Origin of the sequence: Aeromonas sp. FDAARGOS 1419 (assembly GCF_019047045.1) — a bacterium.
In the GTDB taxonomy this organism is placed as follows: domain Bacteria; phylum Pseudomonadota; class Gammaproteobacteria; order Enterobacterales; family Aeromonadaceae; genus Aeromonas; species Aeromonas veronii.
Window position 1 is genome coordinate 2,329,208 of sequence record NZ_CP077209.1, and the last position, 24,921, is coordinate 2,354,128.

General features: G+C 60.1%; 22 protein-coding genes. 10 read left to right on the plus strand and 12 right to left on the minus strand.

Annotated elements, in window-relative coordinates:
- Nucleotides 1-198 precede the first annotated feature (198 nt).
- Both I6L49_RS10340 and I6L49_RS10345 read left to right on the plus strand, forming a co-directional pair.
- Nucleotides 199-927, plus strand: coding sequence for an ABC transporter substrate-binding protein (locus I6L49_RS10340; protein WP_223849344.1), 729 nt, complete (start codon nucleotides 199-201; stop codon nucleotides 925-927).
- Between the two features lie 142 nt (nucleotides 928-1,069).
- Entirely contained in the window at nucleotides 1,070-1,426 is a 357-nt protein-coding gene (locus I6L49_RS10345; RefSeq protein WP_042055249.1) for an MliC family protein, read from the plus strand.
- Nucleotides 1,427-1,482: 56 nt separating this feature from the next.
- Here the strand turns inward: I6L49_RS10345 and I6L49_RS10350 are convergent, their stop codons facing one another.
- The 4 genes from I6L49_RS10350 to nrdD form a co-directional block, all read right to left on the minus strand.
- Complete coding sequence (locus I6L49_RS10350) at nucleotides 1,483-1,875, minus strand: TonB family protein (protein WP_158112091.1); 393 nt, start codon at nucleotides 1,873-1,875, stop codon at nucleotides 1,483-1,485.
- Nucleotides 1,876-2,051: 176 nt separating this feature from the next.
- Nucleotides 2,052-2,222: a YqaE/Pmp3 family membrane protein gene (locus tag I6L49_RS10355; RefSeq protein ID WP_005343870.1), complete on the minus strand. Its 171-nt coding sequence runs from the start codon at nucleotides 2,220-2,222 to the stop codon at nucleotides 2,052-2,054.
- Between the two features lie 64 nt (nucleotides 2,223-2,286).
- Nucleotides 2,287-2,796, minus strand: coding sequence for an anaerobic ribonucleoside-triphosphate reductase-activating protein (nrdG, locus tag I6L49_RS10360; protein WP_216949484.1), 510 nt, complete (start codon nucleotides 2,794-2,796; stop codon nucleotides 2,287-2,289).
- A gap of 100 nt (nucleotides 2,797-2,896) precedes the next feature.
- Complete coding sequence (gene nrdD / locus I6L49_RS10365; RefSeq protein ID WP_040066676.1) at nucleotides 2,897-5,014, minus strand: anaerobic ribonucleoside-triphosphate reductase; 2,118 nt, start codon at nucleotides 5,012-5,014, stop codon at nucleotides 2,897-2,899.
- 443 nt (nucleotides 5,015-5,457) lie between these two features.
- On the opposite strand from nrdD, the gene I6L49_RS10370 reads away from it, so the two are divergent.
- A complete protein-coding gene (locus tag I6L49_RS10370; RefSeq protein ID WP_106842422.1) occupies nucleotides 5,458-6,432 on the plus strand; it encodes an ABC transporter substrate-binding protein in 975 nt (324 codons plus the stop codon).
- Between the two features lie 81 nt (nucleotides 6,433-6,513).
- Here I6L49_RS10370 and ligA read toward each other — a convergent pair whose 3' ends face one another.
- From ligA to I6L49_RS10385, 3 genes are all read right to left on the minus strand, one after another.
- A complete protein-coding gene (gene ligA, locus I6L49_RS10375; RefSeq protein ID WP_216949485.1) occupies nucleotides 6,514-8,520 on the minus strand; it encodes an NAD-dependent DNA ligase LigA in 2,007 nt (668 codons plus the stop codon).
- A gap of 99 nt (nucleotides 8,521-8,619) precedes the next feature.
- Complete coding sequence (gene zipA, locus I6L49_RS10380; RefSeq protein ID WP_040066671.1) at nucleotides 8,620-9,789, minus strand: cell division protein ZipA; 1,170 nt, start codon at nucleotides 9,787-9,789, stop codon at nucleotides 8,620-8,622.
- 15 nt (nucleotides 9,790-9,804) lie between these two features.
- Entirely contained in the window at nucleotides 9,805-13,179 is a 3,375-nt protein-coding gene (locus I6L49_RS10385; RefSeq protein WP_216949486.1) for an AAA family ATPase, read from the minus strand.
- A 214-nt stretch (nucleotides 13,180-13,393) separates the two neighbouring features.
- On the opposite strand from I6L49_RS10385, the gene cysZ reads away from it, so the two are divergent.
- A complete protein-coding gene (gene cysZ / locus I6L49_RS10390; protein WP_216949487.1) occupies nucleotides 13,394-14,158 on the plus strand; it encodes a sulfate transporter CysZ in 765 nt (254 codons plus the stop codon).
- Between the two features lie 146 nt (nucleotides 14,159-14,304).
- Nucleotides 14,305-14,919, plus strand: a complete 615-nt coding sequence (locus I6L49_RS10395) for a trimeric intracellular cation channel family protein (protein ID WP_005338456.1) — start codon at nucleotides 14,305-14,307, stop codon at nucleotides 14,917-14,919.
- Nucleotides 14,920-15,004: 85 nt separating this feature from the next.
- Here I6L49_RS10395 and I6L49_RS10400 read toward each other — a convergent pair whose 3' ends face one another.
- The 4 genes from I6L49_RS10400 to I6L49_RS10415 all read right to left on the minus strand — a co-directional run bounded on the left by I6L49_RS10400 (nucleotide 15,005) and on the right by I6L49_RS10415 (nucleotide 18,355).
- Complete coding sequence (locus I6L49_RS10400; protein ID WP_005338457.1) at nucleotides 15,005-15,256, minus strand: hypothetical protein; 252 nt, start codon at nucleotides 15,254-15,256, stop codon at nucleotides 15,005-15,007.
- Between the two features lie 47 nt (nucleotides 15,257-15,303).
- On the minus strand, nucleotides 15,304-15,849 hold the full coding sequence (locus I6L49_RS10405) for a DUF882 domain-containing protein (protein WP_005338458.1): 546 nt from the start codon (nucleotides 15,847-15,849) through the stop codon (nucleotides 15,304-15,306).
- 164 nt (nucleotides 15,850-16,013) lie between these two features.
- A complete protein-coding gene (locus I6L49_RS10410; protein ID WP_216949488.1) occupies nucleotides 16,014-17,498 on the minus strand; it encodes a murein L,D-transpeptidase in 1,485 nt (494 codons plus the stop codon).
- Between the two features lie 92 nt (nucleotides 17,499-17,590).
- Entirely contained in the window at nucleotides 17,591-18,355 is a 765-nt protein-coding gene (locus I6L49_RS10415) for an ABC transporter substrate-binding protein (protein WP_216949489.1), read from the minus strand.
- Between the two features lie 316 nt (nucleotides 18,356-18,671).
- Between I6L49_RS10415 and I6L49_RS10420 the strand changes: the two genes are divergently transcribed.
- From I6L49_RS10420 to I6L49_RS10440, 5 genes are all read left to right on the plus strand, one after another.
- Nucleotides 18,672-19,217, plus strand: coding sequence for a hypothetical protein (locus tag I6L49_RS10420; RefSeq protein WP_041202288.1), 546 nt, complete (start codon nucleotides 18,672-18,674; stop codon nucleotides 19,215-19,217).
- A gap of 55 nt (nucleotides 19,218-19,272) precedes the next feature.
- The gene (locus I6L49_RS10425) at nucleotides 19,273-20,292 is read left to right on the plus strand and encodes a glycosyltransferase family 2 protein (protein WP_040066661.1); all 1,020 of its coding nucleotides are present in this window, start codon (nucleotides 19,273-19,275) and stop codon (nucleotides 20,290-20,292) included.
- Nucleotides 20,289-20,660 carry a GtrA family protein gene (locus tag I6L49_RS10430; protein WP_005338463.1) on the plus strand — a complete coding sequence of 124 codons (372 nt, stop codon included), beginning with the start codon at nucleotides 20,289-20,291 and terminating at the stop codon, nucleotides 20,658-20,660. Before I6L49_RS10425 ends, I6L49_RS10430 begins: the two co-directional genes overlap by 4 nt.
- Nucleotides 20,660-21,826, plus strand: a complete 1,167-nt coding sequence (locus tag I6L49_RS10435; RefSeq protein WP_040066657.1) for a hypothetical protein — start codon at nucleotides 20,660-20,662, stop codon at nucleotides 21,824-21,826. The genes I6L49_RS10430 and I6L49_RS10435 overlap by 1 nt, the downstream gene beginning before the upstream one ends.
- 228 nt (nucleotides 21,827-22,054) lie before the next feature.
- Nucleotides 22,055-24,166, plus strand: a complete 2,112-nt coding sequence (locus I6L49_RS10440; RefSeq protein ID WP_216949490.1) for an alpha-amylase — start codon at nucleotides 22,055-22,057, stop codon at nucleotides 24,164-24,166.
- 75 nt (nucleotides 24,167-24,241) lie between these two features.
- On the opposite strand, the gene I6L49_RS10445 is transcribed toward I6L49_RS10440, so the two are convergent.
- Nucleotides 24,242-24,868, minus strand: a complete 627-nt coding sequence (locus I6L49_RS10445; protein ID WP_216949491.1) for a glutathione S-transferase — start codon at nucleotides 24,866-24,868, stop codon at nucleotides 24,242-24,244.
- Nucleotides 24,869-24,921 lie beyond the last annotated feature (53 nt).

The following is a 24,921-nucleotide window of genomic DNA, read 5'->3' on the forward strand; positions in this document are numbered from 1 at the left end:
GTAAGCACTGTTGTCAGCCCATGGATGAGCTCGTTTTGCCCCATCGCCTGCCGGGGCGTTTTTTCTCGCCCTCGTTTACCTCCCTCACCAATAATCCTGCCACTACAAGTCAGCGCAGAAGAGTGGCTATGCTTGTAAGGCTGCTGTCGATGAGGTGTACCTATGGTCGCGTTGTTAAAAAAATGGCTGGTTTGTCTGATGCTGTTGGCTACCAGCCCGCTCGGGGCCACCCCGCTTGTCATTGGTGCCGAAGATGACTGGGCCCCCTACTGCGAGCGCGACAAGGACAATGAGGATGACCAGCCCCACGGACTGGCGCCTGAGCTGGTCAAGGCGGTGTTCGCCGCCGAAGGGATCGAGATTGTCTTTCGCACCCTCCCCTTCGCCCGCTGCATGCACGATGCGAAAAGCGGCAAACTTGCGGGGTGCTTCAACGCCACCATCACCGAAGAGAACCGCTACCAGTACCATTGGCACGATACCCCCATGTTCGAGGAGGATCTTGCCATCTTCGCCCTTGCCAGCGACCCGCAACGGGATCTCAAGCTCACCTCGCTGGAAGGCAAGCGGGTGGGCATCACCCTCGGCTACACCTACCCTACCGATTTTATGGAGAACCCCAGGATCACCCGCTTTCAGGCCAAATCCGATGCCCAGATCCTCGAGATGCTGGTACGTGGCCGGGTCGACTACATCCTGATGAACGGCATGCCGGGCTACCTCAAGATCCAGCAAAAACAGCTGACCGGCAAGGTGGTCAAGGTTGGCAAGCTCTCCACTGATGGCTTCTGGCTCGCCTTCTCCCGCCACCACCCGCAAGGGGAAGCGCTGGCCAAACAGTTCGAGCAGGGGCTGCAAAAGATCAAGAACAACGGCATCTATGAGACGCTGATCCGCCAGTTTGAAACCAGACTTGGCCTCTACTGATTGACGATGCCTTCCTGATTGCGCCCCCTCATACTCGCGCGGTATGCCGGACAGCCAGCGACGCACCGAATGGCCCCGCTGATTGCACAATAACGGCAACCTGTTAGGCTCACGCCCGTATGACACCAATGGAGCTGTAATCATGAATAAGGCACATATGATGGCCGCTGGTGCGCTGGCCCTCGGCCTGCTCGCCGGCTGCAATCAGGGCAATACCCTCTCAGTCACTGGTGGCGAACCGGTCAGTTACCAGTGCGAACAGGGCAAGAAGGTGCAGGTGCGCTACTTCTCCCTCTCTGACGAGAGCCTCAACTTTATCAAGCTGTCTCTGCCGGACGGCAAGGATTACACCCTGCCCCAGGCCATTTCGGCCTCCGGTGCCCGCTACACGGACGAACACGAGGCCGTCTGGTGGAACAAGGGGGATGAGGGCTTTGTCGAGCTGCGGGATCAGGATGGCGAGTGGCAGACCGCCTACAACGACTGCAAACAGCAATAAACGTGACCCCGGCCTGGCCGGGGTCTCTCTTTCTCTGGCATCAGAGTGATGGGGGATCAGTTGATCTCGATCTCGAAGCGGTTGGTCACCTCGACCGGAATAGCATCCGGGTTGCCCTCTGCCGGGCTGTAGCGGATCCGCGAGAGGGTCGCCAGCGCGCTCTGCTCCAGCTCGCCGGGGGGCTCGGCCGCCACCACTTCCGGCTTGACCGGCGTGCCGCTGGCGTCAATTTGATAGCGCACTTCCACATACCCCTTGACCGGTTTGGCCGGCAGGGCGGGCTCGTCATTGCCAAGCCATGACCACTGCTTCTCCTGAACCCAGTAGCTGGACAACTGCTCGAGAGGGATAGCGATCGGAGCGCGCTCGTGCGCTACCTCCTGATGGGATGAGCACCCCAGCAACAGTGTCACTGCCAGACCTGACCATACTGCGACTTTCCACTTCATGTAACGCTCCTTGTTCTCTGCCGGTGCTTGTTGCCGGACTGCAGGGCGCTCAACGCGGCCCGCTTGGTCAGTCACCCATCCTAACGAAAAAGTATTCGTATGAACATTAACAAAAGGGCCAACCCCGAGAGGTTGGCCCTTTTATCGTCAATAAGCTCACTAACCAGCCGATGGGATCAGCCACGCTTGTCGCTCACCACCAACCAGAGCGCATGCACCATGCCCGGCAGACCGCCCAGCAGGGTCAGCACTATGTTGATTAAAAAGTGCAGGCTAAAGCCCACCTGGATAAACGCGCACACAGGGGGCAGGAAAATGGCCAGCAGGATCTTGAGCAGATTGTTCATCTCGGCTCTCCTTTTCAAAAATGTCGTCAGGATTGGAATGGGCTAACCATAAACATCCCGGACTTCAACTGCAAACCAGACAGGGAATTCGCTCACCCGCATCACGCCAGGCGTTGAGGTCGTGGATCTGCTGATTACTGCTGCCACGCCATAGCAGGCCCGGATCTGCCAACTCCTTTTCAAACTTGCCATCCACCAGCACATCCAGCAAGGCCACCAGCTCGCGCTGGGCCTCTGACAGTTCGCCGAGCAGATAACCGGTCCAGCACCAGATATCCTTGCCCGGACACTCGGTGCGCACCCGTTTCACCAGCGCCAGCACGTGGGGCACGTTGGCAGGGTGGAGCGGATCGCCACCGGAAAGCGACAGACCTCGCCGTTTGATGCGGCTGTCGTTGAGATCCGCAATGACGCGATCGCTCATCGCCTCATCGAACGGCTTGCCGCCATCGAGCCGCCAGGTGCTCTGGTTGTAGCAACCCGGGCACTGGTGCTCGCAGCCCGAGACAAACAGGGTGGCACGGGTGCCGGGGCCGTTAATCACATCGACCGGGTAGTATTGGTGGTAGTGCATCGCTTGTTTCCTGCCTCGTTCACGGGACAGCGGCATAACTGCCGCCCTCCAATGAAAATGGCCCCTTGAGTCAGGGGCCAGCTCTTCATCGCCTGTGCGCTTACATATGTTTGACGCGGCGCTTTACTTCTTCCTGCTTGCCCGCATTGAAGGGGCGCGCATCGGGGCTGCCGAGGTAGCCGCAGACACGGCGGGTCACCGACACTTTGGCCGGGTCGTGGTTGCCGCAGCGCGGGCAGGTGAAGCCCTTGGAGGTACACTCGAACTCGCCGGTAAAGCCGCAGTCGTAGCACTCGTCGATGGGAGTGTTGGTACCGTAGTAGGGCACCTTGTCATAGCTGTAATCCCAGACGTTTTCGAGCGCTTCCAGATTGTGCTGGATGTTGGGGTACTCGCCGTAGCAGATGAAGCCGCCGCTGGCGATGGGCGGATAGGGCGCCTCGAAGTCCAGCTTGTCGTACGGGTTGACCTGCTTCTCCACATCAAGGTGGAAGCTGTTGGTGTAGTAGCCCTTGTCAGTCACGCCGGATACCACGCCAAACTCCTTGGCATCGATGCGGCAGAAACGGGTGCAGAGGTTCTCGCTCGGGGTGGAGTAGAGGCTGAAACCGTAGCCAGTCTCCTCTTTCCACTCATCGATGGCCGCCTTGAGGCGGGCGATGATGGCGATAGCCTTCTGTTGCAGTTCGGCGCTGTCAAACAGGTGCACCTTGTCACCAAACAGGGCGTTGATGGTCTCGTGAACCCCGATATAACCGAGGGAAATGGAGGCACGACCGTTCTTGAAGATCTCGCTGACGTTGTCGTCCGCCTTCAGGCGCACGCCGCAAGCCCCTTCCATATAGAGGATCGGAGCAACCCGTGCTTTCACCCCGTCCAGACGGGTGATGCGGTACATCAAAGCCTTCTTGGCGACCCGCAGGGAGGCATCGAGACGATCCCAGAAGTCCGCTTCATCACGGGATTTCAGGGCAATGCGCGGCAGGTTGAGGCTCACCACACCCAGGTTGTTGCGACCTTCGTGGATCAGCTCGCCATTCTCCTCGTAGGCACCGAGGAAGGAGCGGCAACCCATGGGGGTCTTGAAGGAGCCGGTCACTTTCACGACCTGGTCGTAGTTGAGGATGTCCGGATACATCCGCTTGGAGGCACACTCCAGCGCCAGCTGCTTGATGTCGTAGTTGGGATCGCCCTGCTTGTGGTTAAGGCCATCCTTGATGGCGAACACCAGTTTCGGGAACACAGCGGTCTTCTTGTTCTTGCCAAGACCAGCGATACGGTTGCTGAGGATGGCACGCTGGATCATCCGCGACTCCCAGCTGTCCCCCAAGCCAAAGCCGAAGGTGACGAACGGCGTCTGACCGTTGGCGGTGTGCAGAGTGTTGACCTCGTACTCCAGCGACTGGAAGGCGTCATAGCACTCTTTTTCGGTGCGGGCCATGGCATAGGCTTCCACATCGGCAATGCCCCACTCTTCGGCCACTTCACGGTGTTTCTGCCAGCTGATGGTCACATAGGGGGCCAGCACTTCGTCGATGCGGTTGATGGTGGTGCCGCCATAGATATGGCTCGCCACCTGGGCGATGATCTGGGCGGTCACCGCCGTGGCGGTGCTGATGGATTTCGGGGTATCGATCTCCGCATTGCCCATCTTGAAGCCGTGGGTCAGCATCCCTTTCAGATCGATCAACATGCAGTTGAACATCGGGAAGAAAGGCGAGTAGTCGAGATCGTGGAAGTGCAGATCACCGCTCTCATGAGCCTGAACCACATCACGGGGCAGCATGTGGCTGGTGGCATAGTGCTTGGCGACGATACCGGCCAGCAGGTCGCGCTGGGTCGGGATCACCTTGGAGTCTTTGTTGGCATTCTCGTTGAGCAGGGCGGCGTTGGTCTGCTCGACCAGACCGCGGATTTCCTGCGCCAGACGGCCGCGCGCCTCGCGAGCCTGATCCCTGTCGTGGCGATATTCGATATAGGCACGGGCGATGGCCTTGTCGTCGGAAGCCATCAGGTGGTTTTCGACCCGGTTCTGGATCTCGTGGATATCAACTTCACCACGCCCTTCCAGCTCCTGACTCACCGCATTGGCAATGCGGGAGGCGAGAGCCGGATTGGCCTGATTGACCGCTTCCGCCGCACGGCTGACCGCCTCTGCAATCAGCTGGGCATTGAATGGTGCGCGACATCCGTCACGTTTGATCACAACCGGTTTCATGAATTTTCCCCGTTAAAAGGCCAGGCATTTGCCTCTGGCTCACCCTTGTTGGGCCCCCCTCTCGGCATCTCGTCCTGGACGCAAATAAATTCAGCCGAGGCTTGACAAGCCTGGGCTGAAGATAGGAGGGGAACAGCTTATACACAGCTTAATAACACAACATATAGGGATTAAAAACGAATGCGTCCCTATATGTGGTGTCTATTAGGCACCAAAGCGCAGCCTCATTTCTTGATCCAGAACAGGTTTTTCAGCGAGCGGGACAGTTCACGACCAACCCAAAAGAGCCCCGTTCAAATCCAACCTCAAGCAGGGTGCGGGCTGGCGTCCGATCCACCCACCCGAAAAAATCGCCCCCCGCCGCACAGGTTTCGAGATGACAGCGCCAACCAAAACCGCCCATACTGAACAAGAACTCTCTCCCCCTCGACAAGGGACAACCCATGCGCACCTCTCTGCTGTTGCTACTGTTATCCACCCTCTCTCTGCCGCTCTGGGCCGCCAACATTCTGGTGATCAGCAGCTACCATCCCGAATACCTGTGGGACCAAAGCTACAACAAAGGGCTGCTCGATGGCTTGCAGGGGGAGCACAAGATCACCCACTTCTATATGGACACCAAACGCCATCCACGGGAGAAGTTCGACGAGATCGCCCAGCAAGCCATCGCCTTTTATCTGAAGAGCAAACCGGATCTGGTAGTACTGGGGGATGACAATGCCATCAACTATCTGGCCAACGAGATCGCCTCGCTGGGCACTCCAGTGGTCTTTCTCGGCATGAACGAGAACCCCCGCCTCAAGGGCTTTGTCGGCCACCCCAAGATCACCGGCGTGCTGGAGCGTCCCCTGCTCAAGCGCAACATCAGCGAAATAAGCCAGATGATGGGAGGGCTCGACAAGGCGCTGGTACTGTTTGATTCCAGCAATGTGGCCCTCACCGCCATCGAGGATGAATTCAAGACCCAGACCGAGCTGCGGGTCGGCCAGACCCGGGTCAACAGCCAGCTGATGGGGGATTACAGCCTCTGGCAAGAGGCGGTGCTCAACGCCAAAAAGAACGGCTATCAGGCAATCTTCCTCGGCCTCTACCACACGCTGGTCGATGACAATGGCAAGCATGTGAGCGAAAAGACGGTGTTGGAGTGGACCAGTGCCAACACGCCGGTGCCGCTCTTCTGTTTCTGGGAATTTACCGTCGGCAAGGGGATGGCCATCGGCGGACTGGTGCTGGACGGCCACGATCAGGGGATACAGGCAGCCAGCCTCATCAACACCATACTGGCGGGCACGCTGCCCCGTACCATCTCCCCGCGCGCGGCCCTGCGCGGCGAATATGTCTTCAGCAAGAGCGAGCTGGCCCGCTGGCAGCTCACCGTGCCCGACAAATGGCGCCACAAGATCCTCTGGCGTGAGTAACCGCCGAAACAAAAAAGAGAACCCGGCCATGCCGGGTTCTCTTTTATCGGGTGTTGCGGTTAGCAGGCTTGGTGAGGGCTATCAGCCCTGCAACGCCTGTTGCAGCTCCTCTTCGGTCCAAATGGTAATGCCGAGCTCCTGCGCCTTGATCAGCTTGGAACCGGCAGCTTCCCCCGCGACCAGCACATCGGTCTTGGCAGATACCGAACCCGCCACCTTGGCCCCCAGCGTCTGCAATGCAGCCTTGGCGTCGTTGCGCGACAGGGTGGTCAGGGTGCCGGTCAGCACGAAGGTCTTGCCGGCAAAGGGTTGCTCCGCGGCCTCTTTCTTCTCGATGGCCGGCCACTGGATGCCGGCAGCCAGCAAGGCCTCCAGCACCTCCACGTTGTGGGGCTGACGCAAGAAGTAGTAGACATGCTTGGCCACCACATCGCCCACGTCAGCCACTTCGAGCAGTTGCTCCACCGAGGCCGCGCGCAGGGCATCCAGGGTGAGGAAGTGGTTGGCAAGGTTGAGCGCAGTCGCCTCCCCCACTTCGCGGATCCCCAGAGCAAACAGGAAACGCGGCAGGGTGGTGCTGCGCGCCGCATCGATGGCGGCTACCAGATTGAGGGCCGATTTTTGCCCCATCCGCTCAAGACCGGCCAGCTGGATGGCATTGAGGCTGAAGAGATCGGCGGGGGTCTTCACCAGCCCCTTGTCCACCAGCTGCTCGACAATCTTGTCGCCAAGGCCGTCCACATCCATGGCGCGACGGGCGGCGAAGTGCTTGATCGCCTCCTTGCGCTGCGCCTCGCAGAACAGGCCGCCGGAGCAGCGGGCAACCGATTCCCCTTCCAGCCGCTCCACCGCAGAACCACAGACAGGACACTCGGTCGGGAAGAGGATCGCGCGGGCATCGCTTGGGCGCTGCGCCTCCACCACGGCGACGATCTGCGGGATCACATCCCCTGCCCGGCGCACGATCACGGTATCGCCAATCATGACGCCAAGGCGCTCAATCTCGTCGGCGTTGTGCAAGGTGGCGTTGGAGACAGTCACGCCGCCGACAAACACCGGCTTGAGCTTGGCTACCGGGGTCACGGCGCCGGTGCGGCCGACCTGGAACTCGACGTTCTCAAGCAGAGTCATCTCCTCCTGCGCTGGAAACTTGTGGGCGGTCGCCCAGCGCGGGGCGCGGGCCACAAAGCCGAGCTCATCCTGCAGGGCGATGGCATCCACCTTGTAGACCACGCCGTCGATCTCGTAAGGGAGCTCACCACGGCGGGCCAGAATGTCGTCGTGGAACGACTGACAACCGGCGGCCCCCTCTTTGAGTTTCACCTCGGGACTAAGTGGCAACCCCCACTCTTTGAGCTGATTGAGACGACCGAAGTGAGAGCCACCGAGCTGCTCGCCGCCGACACCGACGCCGTAGGCGTAAAAGCTCAGGGGACGGCTGGCAGTGATACGTGAATCGAGCTGACGCAGACTGCCGGCGGCGGCGTTACGCGGGTTGACGAACACCTTCTCGCCTGCGGCCAGCGCCTTGGCGTTCATCGCCTCGAAACCGGCTTTGGGCATAAAGACTTCACCACGCACTTCCAACCGCTCGGGCCAACCAGAGCCCCGCAATGCGAGCGGAATGGTCTTGATGGTACGCACGTTCTCGGTGATCTCCTCACCGGTAGCGCCATCGCCCCGGGTCGCAGCCTGCACCAGCTGACCATTTACATAGAGCAGGCTCACCGCCAGGCCATCGAGCTTGGGCTCGCAGCAGAAGGTGAAACGCACTTCACGCTTGAGGCGATCGCTCATCCGTTGTTCGAACGCCTGCAACTCTTCGCTGCTAAAGACGTTGTCCAGACTCAGCATGGGGATCTCGTGACGCACCTGTTTGAAGGCGGTCAGCGGCTGACCGCCGACCCGCACGCTGGGTGACGCCGGTGTTTTCAGCTCGGGATTCTCGGCCTCCAGCGCAATCAGTTCGCGCATCAGGCGATCGTATTCGGCATCCGGCACTGTAGGGTCATCCAGCACATAGTACTGGTGACCATATTCGGTAAGCAGTTCACACAATTGACGGTGGCGGGAGAGGGTGTCGCTCATGAAAAAGTCTCGAAGTGTGATTGAACATACGGCCGGGGTAGAAACAAAAATGCGGTACCAGGGTACCGCACTTTTTCTTCACTCGACCCGCATGGCGTATTAGTCGCGACTGGCCTCGTAGGCAGCCAGCTCGTGACGGTAACGGGCAATGGTCTCGTCGCTCAGCGGGCTGCGATCCATATCTGTCAGCATGGCATCGAGATCGCTGGCCAGCTGATCGGCAGCCTGCAGCATATCCTCGAAGGCAAACGCGGCATTGCTGCGCAGCGGCAGTTGCATGAACAGGGAGACACCCGGCGTGGTGAACTGTTCCATCCGGTACGGATTGAAGGTGCCTGGCTTGACCATGTTGATCATGGAGAAGAGCACTTCACCCTTGCCGTTGGGATCTTCGTGACGGTGGAAAATATCCATCTCGCCAAACTTGAAGCCCAGCGCCATCAGGGATGAGAGCAGGGTTGCACCTTGCAAGTCGTGACCCGGACGGCCCATCAGGTTGATGACATAGACATCCTGCCAGATCTTCTCGACCGGCTGGGGCGCCATGCGCGGCTCTTCAACCACAGGTGCAGGTGCCACATAGGCCGGCTCTTCATAAACAGGCTCGGGAGCCACATGACGGGGCTGCGGCTGATATTCCGGCTCGGGAGCACGCACCGGCTCGGCACGAACGGTGTCGGCGGTACGGACTGTCTCTGCACGGGCACCAAAAGTCGGGGCGGTCGCGTAAGCGGGCTCGACCAGCGGCTCGTCATCCAGCGACTGCATCATGGGCTCGCGCTGGGGACGGGAACGGTAGACCGGGGTACGACGATTGACCTGAGCAGGTTTGCGCACCGGCGCGGCGGGCGCCTCGTCGATCTCCTCGGGCAGCGGTTCGTCGAACGCTTCCTCCTCTTCATAGACAGGAGGCGGCGGAACCGGGCGGGCAGCAGGCTTGCGCACTACGGGCGGCGGCAGATCGTCCTCGTCATCTTCATCATCAAAGGCGGGGACGGCAGGGCGACGACCGAGTTCCGGCTGGCGGCTCTCTTCACTGCGCAGCTTGGGCTCGGCACGACGACCACCACTGACCACGCGTACCTGGCCGATGCCATCGCTGTCGAAGGCATCGTTATCACGATCCCGCGACTTGGAGTCCATCCGTCCAATCGGTTTCTCTTTGATCGGTGCCTGACGATTCTTTTTGTTGCTCCACAACCCGTGAATGAGCAATGCCGCAATAGCAATACCGCCCAGGGCAACCAAGATGTAACGCAATTCCTGCATTAGCTGCTTCTCTTTCTAGTTTTGCTCAGCCAAAGCGACGGCTTCACCGATATCGACCGACACAATGCGAGAAACCCCGGGCTCTTGCATCGTGACGCCAACCAGCTGCTCAGCCATCTCCATGGAGACCTTATTATGACTGATGTAAACGAACTGTACTGTGCTCGACATCTCTTTGACAAGAGAACAGAAGCGACCGACGTTCACTTCATCGAGCGGTGCATCCACCTCATCCAGCAGACAAAAAGGTGCTGGGTTGAGTCTGAAGATGGCAAAAACCAGCGCAAGCGCGGTTAACGCCTTCTCCCCCCCGGAAAGCAGGGCAATGGTAGCATTCTTCTTACCCGGAGGTCTCGCCATGATGCTCACTCCGGCCTCCAAAAGATCATCGGAGGTGAGCTCAAGCCAGGCACTGCCCCCACCGAACACTTTTGGAAACAGGGATTTTAAATCTTCGTTGACCTTATCGAAAGTGTCCCGGAACCGTATTTGTGTCTCTTTATCAATTCTTTTAATGGCTTGGCTCAAGGTTTCCAGCGCTTGCTCGAGATCCTGGCACTGATTTTCAAGATAGGTTGCCCGTTTTTTCGCCTCTTCGTACTCCTCCAGCGCCGCCAGGTTGATGGCGCCGAGCGCCTCCACTTGCGCCTCCAGGGTCTGGATCTCCTGCCGCAGCTTGCCGCGATCAGCGGCGATCAGCACCGCCTGATCGAGATCCACTAGTCGAACCCCCAACTCTTCGAACTGCTCGTGCAGGCCTTGTCGACGGGTGAGGTTGCGTTCGCGCTCAAGGCGCAAGGTTGCCAGCTTCTCCTGCAACGTCACCAGCTGCTTGTGATCGGCACTTCTGGCCTGTTCCAGCTCACCCAACTGGCGCTCCAGCTCCGCAAGCCGTTGATGGCAGGCGAGCTGCTGCGCCTCCAGATTGCGCTGCTCAGCCAGCAGGGGCGCCAGATCCGGCACGGCCTTGCTATCCGGCCCTTTCAGCCCGGCCAGCTCCAGCCCGAGCCTCGCCAACTCCTCTTCGCCCAGGGTAATGAGTTGGCGCAGATTGCCCAACTCCAGTTGCAAACGCTGGCAGGCCGCTTGCTGCTGCTCGCGGCGCACACGGGCCTCGTCGACCGTCCGCTCGCAGCGGGTCAGCTGATCCTGAGCGACCTGCAGCGCTTGTGTCAGCGGCTCCCCCTGCTCCTGCAACTCGGCAAGGCGCGCCTCATCGAGTTCCAGTTGTTCACGGGCGCTGGCCAGCCGCTCTGCCTCTTCGGCCTGCTCCTGATCTAGCCGGATCAGCTCTTCACCGAGCTGACCGAGCCGCTGCAACCGCTCCTGCCGCTGACCCTGTTGCAGGCTCCAGGCTTCGCGCAGTTGTTGCCATTTCTGCTCTTGCTCGCGCAAGGTTCGCTGCGACAACTCCTGCGCACTGGCAAGCTGGGCGCGCCGGGCATCGGCTGAGACAAGTTGCTCGCTCAGCTGTGCCAGCCCCGCGGCAACCCTCTCCTGCTCGGTATGCAACCGCTCACGCTCACCCAGCAACGCCATGGTGCCAAGCGCCGCGCCCTGTCCCAAATCTGCCCAGTTTGGCCCCAGCCAGTCGCCAGCAGGAGTCAGTACCGACTCACCGGCCGCAAGGCTTGGCTGGCGGGCCAATGCGGCCTCCCGGCTCTCCACCAGCCAGATGGCATTGAGGAAGGCGGGAATGTGCTCACCACCCAGTTGCGCCGCCAGCGTACCGGCAACCGCCGGTTGCGCCGGGCCAATCCAGAGCCCCTCTTGCATCAGATCGCACTCGTCCGCCGGCGTTGCGGTGAGCCAGCGACCCAGCACTTTATCGAGCGCCTGTGCCCATTCGGGGGCAACCTGCAACCGGTCGGCCAGAGTCGCCCCCTCCATCTGTTCGCCGAGGATCTGATCCAGGGTCGCCAGCCGCGCCTCCAGCTCCCGTTGCAGGCTCAACTGCTGGCCATGCTGCTGCTTGAGTTGTTCATGGGTGTCGACCGCCTGCGCCAGCTGCTCGGTCAGCTCGCCATTGGCCGCCCGCGTCAGCTCCAGCTCACCACTCAGGGCATCGAGGTCCGGTTGCAGATCGTCGGCCTCTGTACCGAGGGGGCCAGCGCGTTCATCTTCCAGCTTGAGGCGGGCCAGCCGGGTCTTGGCTTGCAGCTCCTGCAGGCCACCCAACCGGGTACGGGTCTGGTTGAGCTGCCCCTGCAACCCGGCCAACTGTTGCTGCCACTGCTGCTGGCGCAAGCGGGCCTGTTCCAACTGCTCGCTGGCGTGCTGGCGGGCCTCCTGCTGCTCGGTGAGCAACTGCTCACACTGCTCCAGCCGGGCACTCTCCTGCTCGGCGCGCAATACCCCTTCGGTCAGTTGATCCTGCTGGCTGGCAAGCTGCGCCTTGCGAGTGGCGATCCGCTCGCCCAGCGCCTCTGCACGGGCCTGCCAGTCGCGCCCCAGTTCACTCTGGTGCAGTTGCTGTTGTTCGAGGCGGGCGATGGCTTGCCCACCGAGAAAAATCTGTTGCTGACGGCTCGCCTGCTCGGCTTGCGCCTCTTGTCTGGCGACCGACAGGGTGACGTGGCGCCCCTCATCGGCGGTGCGCTTGGCATCGAGCGCCGCCAGCGCCTGCTCGGCCTGCGCCAGTTCGGTTTTGGCCTCGCCAAGGCGCGTCTCCAACGCCCACAACTCGGAGCCAATCAGCTCGGCGCGAGCTGCGCGCGAACGACTCTTGAGCTGTTTGTAGCGCTCGGCCGTTTCGGCCTGGGCTTTGAGGTGGTCGAGGCGCGAGCCCAGCTCGCCGCGAATATCGCCGAGGCGCTCCAGATTCTCCTGAGTGTGGCGAATGCGCTGCTCGGTCTCGCGGCGCCGCTCCTTGTAGCGGGAAACCCCGGCGGCCTCTTCCATAAAGAGCTTGAGATCGGCCGGACGTGACTCCACCAGTCGGCTGACGGTGCCCTGTTCGATGATGGCGTAGCTTCGAGGGCCAAGACCGGTGCCGAGGAAGAGGTCGGTCACATCCTTGCGGCGGCACTTCTGGCCGTTGATCTGATAGTGGTTGGAGCCATCGCGCAGCACTTCGCGGCGCACCGAAATCTCGGTAAAGCGACCGAACTCGCCGGGCACCCGGTTGTGGGGATTGTCGAACACCAGCTCCACCGAGGCGCGCCCGTGCGCACTGCGGTTGATTGAGCCGTTGAAGATGACATCGGTCATGTTCTCGCCGCGAAGATGGCGGGCGGAGCTCTCCCCCAGCACCCAGCGCACCGCGTCGATGACGTTGGATTTGCCACAGCCATTGGGGCCCACCACGGCGGTCATGTCTGCCGACAGTTCGATGCGGGTCGGCTCGACGAACGACTTGAAGCCGGCGAGTTTGATCAGTTTCAGACGCATGGCGACCTGTATCAGTGGCTAAATAAAGAGGAGGCGGGCAGGCGATTTTACCAAATCCAGACCCGGCTTTGTTTGTAATATGCAGGCATCATCCCCATTCAATGCCCGATTTTTGGTCGCCATGGCACGAAATAAGGAATAGTCGGCGACTTTACCAAATCAAAGGCTTGTTTGTAATATGCTGGCAGTTCTCCCATGCATAGATGGAGCTCACATGAGCCAATCACCCCATATGGTCAAAGATTCAATCAGCGGTGCAGACTACTTTCTGCGCGGTTTTTCCCTCATTCGCCAACCGGGCATCCGCACCTTTGTGCTGATCCCCCTGCTGGTCAACTTCGTGCTGTTTGCCGGGGCCTTCTATGCCCTGTTGCTACAACTGGACGGCCTGTTCGCCTGGCTCCACCAGCAGATCCCCGCCTGGCTCGACTGGCTGGACTACCTGCTCTGGCCCATCGCCCTCATCACCATACTGGTGGTCTTCTCCTTTATCTTCAGCTCGGTTGCCAACTGGGTAGCCGCCCCCTTCAACGGCCTGCTGGCGGAGAAGGTGGAGCAGATCCTCACCGGCCAGCCCGCCAATGACAGCGGTGTGCTGGATATCGTCAAGGATGTGCCACGCACCTTCGGCCGCGAATGGACCAAGCTGAAGTATTACCTGCCCAAGGCCATTGGCTGCCTGATCCTGTTCCTGATCCCTGTGGTGGGCCAGACCCTGGCGCCAGTGCTCTGGTTCCTGTTCAGCGCCTGGATGATGGCGATCCAGTATGTGGATTATCCGTTCGACAACCACAAGATCGACTTCATCACCATGCGCGATGCCTTGAAGCAACGCCGCAGCAAGTGCCTCAGCTTCGGCGCTTTGGTGACCCTCTTCTCCGCCATTCCGGTGGTGAACCTCTTTGTCATGCCGGTCGCCATCTGTGGCGCCACCGCCATGTGGGTCGATCACTACCGGCAGGAGCAGCTGGGGCGCTAACTCTTGAACATTGATTAGAAAAAGGCACCCGAAACGGTGCCTTTTTCGTATTTAGCATGAATTAAATTAATGCATGCATTCGATAGCTTGTCCCATATGACACGAGTTGGTAGGATTCTGGCCTTTCTCATTCCCTGGGATATCTCATGTTACATGCACTCTTCTTGGTGGGCCTGGTGGCCGAAGGGATGACCGGCGCGCTGGCCGCGGGTCGGCGACGGATGGATCTGTTTGGTGTGGTGATCATCGCCTCGGCGACGGCCATCGGTGGTGGCACCATCCGCGATGTGCTGCTCGGCCACTATCCGCTGCTCTGGATTGAGCATCCGGAATACGTGCTGCTGGTTGCCGCCGCCGCGATGGCGGGTGTGGTCTCCGCCCCCCTGATGCGCTATCTCGGCAAGCTGTTCATGGCCCTTGATGCCCTGGGGCTGGTGGTCTTCTCCATCTTTGGTGCGGCCCGAGCGCTGGATATGGGCCACGGCGCCGGTATTGCCTGCATCATGGCGGTAGTGACCGGGGTCTTTGGCGGGGTGCTGCGGGATCTGCTCTGCCAGCGCATTCCACTGGTATTTCGTCGCGAGCTCTATGCAGCCATTTCGCTGATCACCGCAGCCCTCTACTGTCTGGCGCTGGATCAGGGCTTGCCGACCAACTGGGCCGCGTTCGGTTCCATCGGGATCGGCTTTGTCCTGCGGCTGCTGGCGGTACGCTTCAAGTGGGGTCTGCCCACCTTCAACTACCAGTACGCGACCCACTGAGTACGCCAGCTTCTGGCGAGGCGGGTTGGATTGCGAGCAACAAAAAAGCGCCCGAGCGGCGCTTTTTTCATGGACGGTCTGCGACTCAGTTAATCCCTTCCGAGCTGAAGAAGGTCGCCTTATCGGCGATAAAGCGGATCTTGATGTTCTTCCCTTCCCCGCCCCAGAGGCAGCTGGTAGTGCCCAAGGCATCATCACAACGCTCCGCCTTGCCCAGAATGGTGCTGGCCTCGGCGTAACTCATCCCCATCTTCAACTGGTCGTAATTTTCACGGTTGAGCTTGCTGCAACCGGTCAACAACAGGGCGATCAGGCCGCCAATCACTATCTTTTTCATCGCTATCTCCTCTCTGGTGGGAAGAGCTTGGCAGCTTGCCAACCCCTTTACCAGCTGCGCACCGGGCCGGTATCGAGGTGAACGAAGTTATCACGGGGATAGTAACCGACCCCACCCACCTTGAGCTGGAGCGCCGCCTTGCGCAGATGGGCCAGCTGTACGCCGGGGATCCGCACATCCACCGCCTGCCCCAGGGTGTGGTAGCTGTGCTTGGCCACGCCGCGGCTCTTGTGGCGCTTCTGACGATTGGTCGCCGGGGCGCGATAGCCGGAGATCAGCTGAATTTCACTGCGCCGACCCAGCTTGTGCTGCAACAGGAACAGCTGATCAAACAGCTTCTTGTCGATGTTGAACACTTCATTGCGCCGGTAATCGCGGAAGATGTGGTTGAGCTCGGCTAACCCGTCGCTCAGATAGTGGCCATTTTCCCAATAGCTGGCGCGCACCCGCTCGCCGGTATTGAGATTGAAGAAACTGAGTTCACGCCCGGTGGTACTGCGGCTGGCCAGTGCAGGGAAGGAGATCAGCGAGCTGCCCAGCAGGCAACCGGCTCCCAGCAACAGGCGACGTCGACTTATCTCTTGTTCCAGCATAAGGGGTTCGTCCATCGCAGATTCAAGCGAAAACAGTTGAATTAGATCACTGATTGAATGTGATACAGGCGCTTGAAACTACCCTCCGGCGGGGGGCCCTGTCAAACCTCAATCGCCCATAGAAAAGCCCGGCACAGGCCGGGCTTTTCACTCTGTGGCAGGGATCACAGCAGGCGGCTCTGGAAGCTGACCCGATCAAATCCGTAGATATCGTTACGCAATTGCTGGCGACCATTTTCGTCGAGCCAGCTGCTCCAGTAGACAGTAAAGACCGGGATCGGCGTGGTGAGCGGCAACCATTTGGTCTGGCTCTCCTTGAGGATATTGGCCACCTTGTCCGGCTGATAGCGGGAGTCCGCCAGCAACAGTTCGGCCAGATCGTCCGCATGTTCCACCCGGATGCAGCCCGAGCTGAAGGCGCGCGCCCCCTGTTCGAACAGCGCCTTGCGCGGAGTGGAGTGCAGATAGATGGCGTCATTGTTGGGCAGGTAGAACTTGTAGCGCCCCAGGGCATTGTGATCACCCGGCTTTTGCCGCAGGCGATAGGGGAAACCGGCGGCCAGCGCCTGATGCCACCCCTCTTCGGTGAACTGGACCGGATTGCCCTCGCTGTCGATCACCTCGAACTGCTCGCGACTCAGGTAGGCGGGATCGCGACCCAGCTTGGGCAGGATGTCCTTGCTCAGGATGGAGCGCGGCACATGCCAGGAGGGATTGAGCACGATGGAGCGAATTTCGCTGGCCAGAATGGGCGTGGCGCGCTGCTCCTTGCCGACGATGACCCGGCTGGTAAACACCTCGTTGCCGGACTCCACCACGCTCAGACGGTAGTCGGGAATATTGACCAGCACGTACCGGCCACCGGCGAGCTGATCCACCAGATCACGACGCCACAGGTTGCGCAGCAGCAGGCTGGCGCGCACTTGCGGGCCGGTATTGAGCCAGGAGCGGGTCTGACGACCGATAATGCCGTCCGCGGTGAGACCATGACGACGCTGGAACTGCTTGATGGCCTGCTCGGTATCACCATCGTAAATCTGATCACCATGGCTCGGGGCGCTGTCGCCCAGCTCGTTGAGCATGGCGCGGATTTGGCCGAGCTCGGCGGAGCTCTCTCCGGCACGCAGGGTCGGCATATCGAGGGTTGGCCACTTGCTGGCCATCGGCATCGCCAGCAGTTTGTGCACCTTGGCCCGCACCGCCTCGTATTCCGCCACCTGGGGGCGCAGGGATTTCACCTGGGTGAGCAGGTCATCATCGCTGGGTTGGGTCACTACAAGGCGGTTCAAATCGAGCTTGAGAGTCTTCATCTGCTCGCGCGAGACCAGATCCATCCCCCGCCAGGCGTGCTGGAAACGGCTCAGCTTGGTAAAAATGTCGTCATAGATGGCACCACGCTTGTCTGCAGGGGTGGCCTGCAGGCGCTTCCACAGCGTGAAAAAATCGGGATGCAGCTGGGCAAGCACAGCCTCTTGCAACTGCTGCTCCAGCTCGACACGGGCCTGTTCGGCCTGACTGCCCTGATACCAGTCGTGTCCGGTTTCACTGGCCGCCACCACGACTTGTGCTTCGGTCGCATGTACCGCACCAGCGGGCAAACATCCCAGCCACACCAGATTGGCAAGGGCCAGCCAATACTTCATCCCCATGGGTACCTCAAAACGGTTTGTTCACTCTGTCGGGCCTGACAAGCAGACCCGATGCTCAGGCCGCTCATGATGCGTGAACGGCCAATACTTTGCTAGCGCCCGGGGGCATAACGCTGCCAGATAATGTCATACGCATCTGTCTCCTTGAATCGCGCCAACGCCTGATTAAATTGTTGCAAGAACTGCGGCGAAAAGCTGCGCTTGCCCAACATAAAGAAGCTTGGCGATTCAGATACCACCATGGGGTGGCTGGTGAACAGACCGCTCATCCCCTCCTTGTTAAGGGCGCTGGGGGTAGCCAGCATGTCACCGAGGAAACCGTCGATCCGCCCGCGGGCCAGCTTCTCAAAATTTTGCTGGTCGCTCACCGCACTCACCTGTTTGGCATAGCGAGCGAGCAGCGACATCACTTCATCACCATAGAAGTACTCTTTGGTGACACCGAGGGAGTAACCACTGGCCAGCCAGCTCGCCAGATCCTGCTCGGGGTAGTGGCTACCCTTGCGGACCCACAGCAAGGTGCGACCCGGATTGTAGGAGTCGGAAAACCAGGCATAACGAGCGCGCTCATCATTGATATTCGCCTCCATCGCCATGTCTATCTCGCCATGCTCCATCTCGTGCAGTACCCGCTTCCAGGGCAGCTCCACATAGTGGACCTTGCAGTGCATGGCGGTGAGCACAGCCGTCAGCACCTCGGCGGCATAACCGCGCACCTCTTGCGGTGAGTCGGCTTCGTAATAATGGTAGGGGGGCCAGTTATCGTAACCGACCTGAATGGGCTCGGGACACAGGGCCTTGGCCAATGCCATTGGCGCCCATAATCCAAGCAACAGACAGCAAGAGAGCCACTTCATATGTCATCCTTGACGAATAAGTGAGTCATCATAAATCGCCCCCTGCAAAATGGCGATAGAAGCCAGATGACTATCGCATCCGCTAGAAAATGACGCAGCAAAGCACTGCTATTTGCCAAATACCTTGCCGGAGCACCATTGGCAACCGGCACCCCGCCAGACCTGTTTAACCGGGAAACAGCAACGTTTGGAACAGGGGTAAAAAGGGGTTAATATGTGACCAAATATTTTTTTGTGATCCACTATGCTTTTTTTGCAATTGGATTAGCATATGCGCGACATCGGCCTACCCATTCTGTCAGGCATAGAGAGTGATATGACGTACAAAAAGTTCGGTTTTTTGACTGCCATTCTGGCGTTAAGCGGTTTTTATCTTTACACCCTCTATCTGGCTGCTCACCCCAACGTGAGCCTGGCCTACAAACTCTATTATCTGGAAGGCAAGACACGCTTCTGGGAACACAACTCCAGCATGACCTATCAGCCGGGTAACGAGCTCAATCTGACCAAGCCAAGCCGCTTTCTATCCAGCGAAGGCTGGGCCAAGAAGCCGAGCGACGAAGGTACCCTGCTCAGCGGTCAGGGCGGTCTCTACTTTGTGCTACCCAAGCAGGCGGCCAATCCGGATCAGCTTACCGTACAGGCCCGCATCAACAGCCCGGAAGCCGGTGCCCTGTTGAAAGTGGCGCTGGGTCACGACTTCACCACCACGGTGAAACTGGCCAAAGCGGGCATCAACGAAATTCGCCTCAGTCTGCCCGGCGACTCACTCACGGCAGATCCCAAGCGCCCCAATTTTCTGGCGCTCTCGGCACCAACTCCCATCAATGTGCAGTCGGTACGTTTGACCGTAGCCCAGTGATTCTTGCCCCGAATACCATTTTATAAAAACAACTATCCCAAATAAGGACGTTCTTATGTCGCATCCAGATTTTCGACTCTCTCTGGTCGTTCCCGTTTACAACGAGGAAGAGAGCATCGATGCCTTCATCAACGCGATAGACAACGAACTGGCCCCGCTGAAAGACCAGCTTGAAATTGTATTCGTCAACGATGGCAGCCGTGACCGCACCCGTGAAGTGGTCGAGCAGGCCATCGCCCGTGACCCGCGCGTTACCCTGGTCAACCTGGCACGCAACTTCGGTAAAGAAGCCGCCTTGACCGCCGGTCTGCATCAGGCCAAAGGGGATGCCATCGTGCCGATGGACGTGGATCTGCAAGATCCTCCTGCCCTGATCCTGGAGTTCGTCAAACTGTGGCAGACCGGTGACTATGACACCGTCTACGGCATCCGCGTCGATCGCAGCGCCGATACCCCGATGAAGCGCCTGACTGCCGGTGGCTTCTACCGCTTCTTCAACGCCCTCTCCACCAGCACCAAGCTACCGGAGAACGCCGGTGACTTCCGCCTGATCGACCGTCGCGTGGTCGAGGCGATCAAGCTGCTGCCAGAGCGCAACCGTTTCATGAAGGGTCTGTTTGCCTGGGCCGGTTTCCGTGCCGTTGGCGTCCCCTACGAGCGCCCGGCCCGTCACGCCGGTGAAACCAAATTCAACTACTGGAAACTGTGGAACTTCGCCCTCGACGGTCTGCTCAGCTTCTCCAGCTGGCCGCTCCGGGTCTGGAGCTATGTGGGTGTCGGCGTCTCCTTCGTCGCCTTCCTCTACATCCTCAAGATCGTGACCCAGGTGGTCTTCTTCGGCATCGACGTGCCCGGTTACGCCTCCCTGATGTCCGTAGTGCTGTTCCTCGGCGGTATCCAGCTGCTGTCGCTCGGCATCATCGGCGAGTACATCGGCCGCATGTTCGTGGAAGTGAAACAGCGCCCGGTCTACCTCATTGAAGGGGTCTATGGCCAGTATGCCAAGCAGGATGCGGGCAAACCGCAGAGCGCTGACAGCAACCCGCAAGAGCAGCAGGAGCAGGCGCCTCAATGATCTCCCGCGAGGAATTCTGGCGGCTGGTACGTTTCGGTTTTGTCGGCGGGGGGGCTACCCTCGTCGACCTTGGCACCTCCATCGCACTGTTTCATACCTGGCCCACCATCTCGGAGCACCTGGTTACCACGCTGGCTTTTGCCATCGCGTTCTGGTTCTCCTTCTTTGGTCACCGCTACATCACCTTCCAGAAGCAGGGAGCCGCCAGCAAGTTTCTGCTGGTCGCCCTCTTCTCGCTGGCGGTGCGTAACCTGATCCTGAGCGGCCTGCTGTTTGCGGGGCTCTCCGGTCTGCTGCCGGTGGTCATCGCCACCCTGACCGTTACCGTCCTCACTTACGTTCTCTCTCGCGTCTGGGTTTTTGCCTGATGAATGATATGACCAATACTGCCCCGCTAACCGGGGCCGCACTCCCCTATCGCCCGTCACTGCGCATCAGCGGCCGTGACTGGCTGATGATCATCGCCGCCTTCATGCTGAGCCGGGTGGCGCTGTATGGCATGGGCTACTTCGGAGTCCAGCTCTATGGCTCCCCCGACATTGGCCCGCTACAGGCATATTGTCAGTTCGACTGCGTCTGGTTCCAGCGCATCATCGAGAACGGCTACGACCTCTACCCGCGCTGGCTGAGCAAGGGCAATGCGGCCAACTGGGCCTTTATGCCGCTCTATCCGATGGTCTCCGGTGCCATCTCCAACCTGTTCAATGTCGAGAGCCTGATCGGCCTCATCATTGTTACCAATCTCTCCTTCTTCGCCAGCCTGCCGCTGATGCTGCTGGTGTTGCGTCAGCTCAAGCTGGGGGACGATACCGCCCGCTTCGGCGTCTGGCTGCTCGCCTTCTCCCCCTTCTCCGCCTACTTCGTCTCCGGCTATACCGAGTCGACCTTTATGGCGCTGATGCTGGGGATGTTCCTGTTCGCCTATCGGGAGCAGTGGCTGATGGTGGCCGTGCTGGGGGTCTGTATCTCCGCCACCCGCAACCTGGGGGTGATGATGGTCTTCCCGGTGCTGATCCTGGCGCTGCAGGCCTACGGCTGGCGGGAATTTTTCCGCTTTACCGAGCGAGCCTTCAAGGTGGTCTTCACCCTCTGGATGATCCCGTTTGGCCTGTTTGCCTACATGGTCTACCTCTATCACCTGACCGGCGATGCCTTCGCCTTCAAGCACATTCAGGTGGCCTGGGGTCGCTACATGGACAGCCCGCTGGACTGGTGGCTGAGCGGTTTCGAGCTGGGCGGCCGCAAGGCTTACCTCTCCATCATGGTGATCTTCGGCTGGTGCCTGAACGGCTACCTGTTCAGCCAGAAACGCTGGGCTGAAGCGACACTGATGTTCATCTGCTGCACCATTCCGCTGATGACCGGCCTCAACGCCATGCCACGCTATATGTTCGGGCTCTATCCGACCCTGCTGGCCATCATTCTGCTGACCCATCGCTGGCCAGCCATCCGCCCTGCTGTGCTCTGCATTAGCGGCATGGTGGCCTCCTTCATCGCGGTGGCCTTCGTCAACTTTAAGTTCTTCACCGTCTGATGTGACGACGATGCCTGATACACCAAATGCCGGTCACCTGACCGGCATTTTTTTATGGCCGCTATTTTTATCGACAGAGCGTCCCTCTCCTCTCCGTCACACTTTCCTCGGCTTGAAAACGTAACCATTTGAACTGATGTCACAAATCGGCGTTTTGCCGATCCAAGGCGCGCTTTGCTGCTCCTAGAATGGGCCCTTGTCCGAACTGCCCTGCTCAAGGAATGGCTTATGCGTCGTGCTCATCACTTATCCCCTCTCTGGCTCGCCCTGCTGGCCGCCCCTCTGTTCACCCAACAGGCGATGGCCGCCTCCGAGGTTCACCTCTATGTGGATGGTCAGCCGGTGGCGACCCCGATCTCGCTGGACAAGGGCACTGTGGAGCTGACCCATCCCCTTGCCAAGGGGAGCCACCAGATCCGCATCAGCGACGCAAGTAACAGTTGCGGTACCAGCTTTGGCCCGAGCGAGAGCAGACCGCTCCCCTTCGGCACCGCCCAACCCATGGACAAATGCAGCAAGGATCAGAGCTTTACCCTGCGGGTAATGCTGGCCGGGGAGTATCAGTTCACCTTCAACCCGGATACTCCCAGCCTCAAGGTGCTGCGGGCAACCAAGAAGAGCGAGTTCAAACGCCAGCCACCACAAGAGCCCTGCATCAGCTGGGATGGCGGCCCGGTCACGGTGTCGCTCAAAGGGGTCTGGCCCGACGGCACCCGACTGCGGGATGCCTACTCGAAACAGGAGGCGGTGGTCAAACAGGGCAAACTGACACTGACCCCGAGTAAAGAGAGCGGCGGCCTGCTGCTGCTCGAGCCGGTCAAGGCAGCCAAGCCAGCACCGTTCAGCTGGGATCAGGCGAGCGTCTATTTCCTGCTGACCGATCGCTTCCACAACGGCGACCCCGCCAACGACCACAGCTTCGGCCGCCAGAAGGATGGACAGGATGAGGTGGCCACCTGGCACGGCGGCGACTTCAAGGGACTGACCGAGAAGCTCGACTACATCAAGAGCCTCGGCATGAACGCCATCTGGATCACCCCCATGGTGGAGCAGGTACACGGCTTTATCGGCGGTGGCGAGCAGGGCAATTTTCCTTTCTACGCCTACCACGGCTACTGGGCGCTCGACTTCACCAAAATCGACCCCAACTACGGCGATGAAGAGAGCCTGAAAACCCTGGTGGATGAGGCCCACAAGCGCGGCATGCGGATCATCCTCGACGTGGTGATGAACCACGCCGGTTACGCCACCCTCGCCGACTTGCAGGATTTGGGGCTCACCGAACTGACCCAGAACAGCGGCAAACTGCCGACCGTCTGGAACCAGTGGCGCCCGAGCGGCGGCCTTAACTGGCATGGCTACAACCAGTTCATCGACTATCAATCACCCGCGTGGAACAAGTGGTGGAGTGGTGACTGGGTGCGCGCCGGTCTGCCCGGCTACCCGCAGCCCGGCACCGACGATGTCACCGGCTCGGTGGCGGGGCTGCCGGACTTCCTCACCGAATCGGCCAAACCGGTAGGGCTGCCGCCGTTGCTGGCCGCGAAAAAGGATACCCTCGCCAAGGCGCTGCCCGACGCTACCGTGAGCGACTATCTCATCGCCTGGCACACCGACTGGGTGCGCCGCTTTGGTATCGACGGTTTTAGGGCCGACACAGTCAAGCATCTGGAGCCCGAAGTGTGGGCCAAGCTCAAGCAGGCGGGCACCGCTGCGCTCAAGGAGTGGAAGACTGCGAACCCGAGCAAGGCCCTCGACGATCTGCCCTTCTACATGGTGGGCGAGGTGTGGGATCACGGGGTGGCCAAGGATTTCTGGTATCAGAACGGTTTCGATTCCCTGATCAACTTCGACTATCAGCGCGAGTTCGCCCTGTCACAGGCCCAGTGCATGGCCAGCGCCGAGCCCACCTATGCCAGCTACGCCAGCCGCATCAATCAGGATCCCGAGTTCAACGTGCTGAGCTACATCAGCTCCCACGACACCAAGCTGTTCTTTGGCGACTATCAGGATGTGCCGCTACAGCGCCGGGTCGCCAACAACTTTATGCTGCTGCCGGGCGGCATCCAGCTCTACTATGGCGACGAGTCCGGCCGCGGGCTGGCAAAGGATGGCGGGGTGTTCGATCAAGGCTTGCGCTCGGACATGAACTGGCAGGAGCTGGCCAGCGGAGACAAGGCTGAGCTGGTCAAGCACTGGCAGCAACTGGGCCAGTTCCGCGCCGCCCATCCGGCCATTGCGGCAGGCAGTCACCAGAAACTCTCGGATGCCCCTTACGCCTTCGTGCGGGAAAAGGGGGATGACAAGGTGGTGGTGGTCTTTGCCGGTCGGCAGAAGTAACTCTTGAGCCACATTCACCAGCAACAGAGAGGGGAGCCACTGGCTCCCCTCTCTCGTTTATCTATTTCCCACGGTTCACTGTGACTGGCGCGCTGCCACCGGCCACTGCAGGCGCGCCTTGACCAACATCTCTTGCCACAGGGGCCAGGCCAGCAGCGCCTGCTGATAGGCTCCGGCCTGACCGGGCAACAGGATGCCGTAGCTGGCCAGTCGATAGGCCATCACTGCATAGAAGGCATCGACAATGCCCGCCTCGCCAAAGTAGAAGGGGCCCCGCGCCTGCGACCAGATCTCCTGCAAACGGGCCAGCTCACCGACCGCCTCCACCGGGGGATCGATACGGGTTGGCGCCCCAAGAAAGAAGGGGAGCAGAGAACGGATCTGCCGAAATCCCGCGTGCAACTCGGCGCAGAGGCTGCGAGCCAGTGCCCGCTCGGCCAGCAAAACCGGATAGAGCTGGCGGTCGGGACAGAGCTCGTGAACATATTCGGCGATGGCCAGCGAGTCGTGAACCCGCACGCCGTCGTGTTCGAGCCAGGGCACCAGACCGGCCGGTGCCAGCCGCTTGAGCCGCGCCAGCGACTTGGCATCCTCCAGATCGAACACCTGCTCCTGCCACGTCAGCCCGCTCATGGCGAGCACCAGTGCAGCCCGCATCGCCCAGGTGGAGCCGGTGCCCACCGCCAATACCAAGGAACCCATTTGTTGCCTCCTGCATGAGTTGCCTGCGACCGGCCGATCTGCCCTGATGGCAA

What these genes read in the sequence shown, in the direction of transcription:
- I6L49_RS10340 (WP_223849344.1), top strand. Translation starts at nt 199, where the DNA reads ATGCTGTTGGCTACCAGCCCGCTCGGGGCCACCCCGCTTGTCATTGGT.
- I6L49_RS10345 (WP_042055249.1), top strand. Translation starts at nt 1,070, where the DNA reads ATGAATAAGGCACATATGATGGCCGCTGGTGCGCTGGCCCTCGGCCTG.
- I6L49_RS10350 (WP_158112091.1), bottom strand. Translation starts at nt 1,875, where the DNA reads ATGAAGTGGAAAGTCGCAGTATGGTCAGGTCTGGCAGTGACACTGTTG.
- I6L49_RS10355 (WP_005343870.1), bottom strand. Translation starts at nt 2,222, where the DNA reads ATGAACAATCTGCTCAAGATCCTGCTGGCCATTTTCCTGCCCCCTGTG.
- nrdG (WP_216949484.1), bottom strand. Translation starts at nt 2,796, where the DNA reads ATGCACTACCACCAATACTACCCGGTCGATGTGATTAACGGCCCCGGC.
- nrdD (WP_040066676.1), bottom strand. Translation starts at nt 5,014, where the DNA reads ATGAAACCGGTTGTGATCAAACGTGACGGATGTCGCGCACCATTCAAT.
- I6L49_RS10370 (WP_106842422.1), top strand. Translation starts at nt 5,458, where the DNA reads ATGCGCACCTCTCTGCTGTTGCTACTGTTATCCACCCTCTCTCTGCCG.
- ligA (WP_216949485.1), bottom strand. Translation starts at nt 8,520, where the DNA reads ATGAGCGACACCCTCTCCCGCCACCGTCAATTGTGTGAACTGCTTACC.
- zipA (WP_040066671.1), bottom strand. Translation starts at nt 9,789, where the DNA reads ATGCAGGAATTGCGTTACATCTTGGTTGCCCTGGGCGGTATTGCTATT.
- I6L49_RS10385 (WP_216949486.1), bottom strand. Translation starts at nt 13,179, where the DNA reads ATGCGTCTGAAACTGATCAAACTCGCCGGCTTCAAGTCGTTCGTCGAG.
- cysZ (WP_216949487.1), top strand. Translation starts at nt 13,394, where the DNA reads ATGAGCCAATCACCCCATATGGTCAAAGATTCAATCAGCGGTGCAGAC.
- I6L49_RS10395 (WP_005338456.1), top strand. Translation starts at nt 14,305, where the DNA reads ATGTTACATGCACTCTTCTTGGTGGGCCTGGTGGCCGAAGGGATGACC.
- I6L49_RS10400 (WP_005338457.1), bottom strand. Translation starts at nt 15,256, where the DNA reads ATGAAAAAGATAGTGATTGGCGGCCTGATCGCCCTGTTGTTGACCGGT.
- I6L49_RS10405 (WP_005338458.1), bottom strand. Translation starts at nt 15,849, where the DNA reads ATGCTGGAACAAGAGATAAGTCGACGTCGCCTGTTGCTGGGAGCCGGT.
- I6L49_RS10410 (WP_216949488.1), bottom strand. Translation starts at nt 17,498, where the DNA reads ATGGGGATGAAGTATTGGCTGGCCCTTGCCAATCTGGTGTGGCTGGGA.
- I6L49_RS10415 (WP_216949489.1), bottom strand. Translation starts at nt 18,355, where the DNA reads ATGAAGTGGCTCTCTTGCTGTCTGTTGCTTGGATTATGGGCGCCAATG.
- I6L49_RS10420 (WP_041202288.1), top strand. Translation starts at nt 18,672, where the DNA reads ATGACGTACAAAAAGTTCGGTTTTTTGACTGCCATTCTGGCGTTAAGC.
- I6L49_RS10425 (WP_040066661.1), top strand. Translation starts at nt 19,273, where the DNA reads ATGTCGCATCCAGATTTTCGACTCTCTCTGGTCGTTCCCGTTTACAAC.
- I6L49_RS10430 (WP_005338463.1), top strand. Translation starts at nt 20,289, where the DNA reads ATGATCTCCCGCGAGGAATTCTGGCGGCTGGTACGTTTCGGTTTTGTC.
- I6L49_RS10435 (WP_040066657.1), top strand. Translation starts at nt 20,660, where the DNA reads ATGAATGATATGACCAATACTGCCCCGCTAACCGGGGCCGCACTCCCC.
- I6L49_RS10440 (WP_216949490.1), top strand. Translation starts at nt 22,055, where the DNA reads ATGCGTCGTGCTCATCACTTATCCCCTCTCTGGCTCGCCCTGCTGGCC.
- I6L49_RS10445 (WP_216949491.1), bottom strand. Translation starts at nt 24,868, where the DNA reads ATGGGTTCCTTGGTATTGGCGGTGGGCACCGGCTCCACCTGGGCGATG.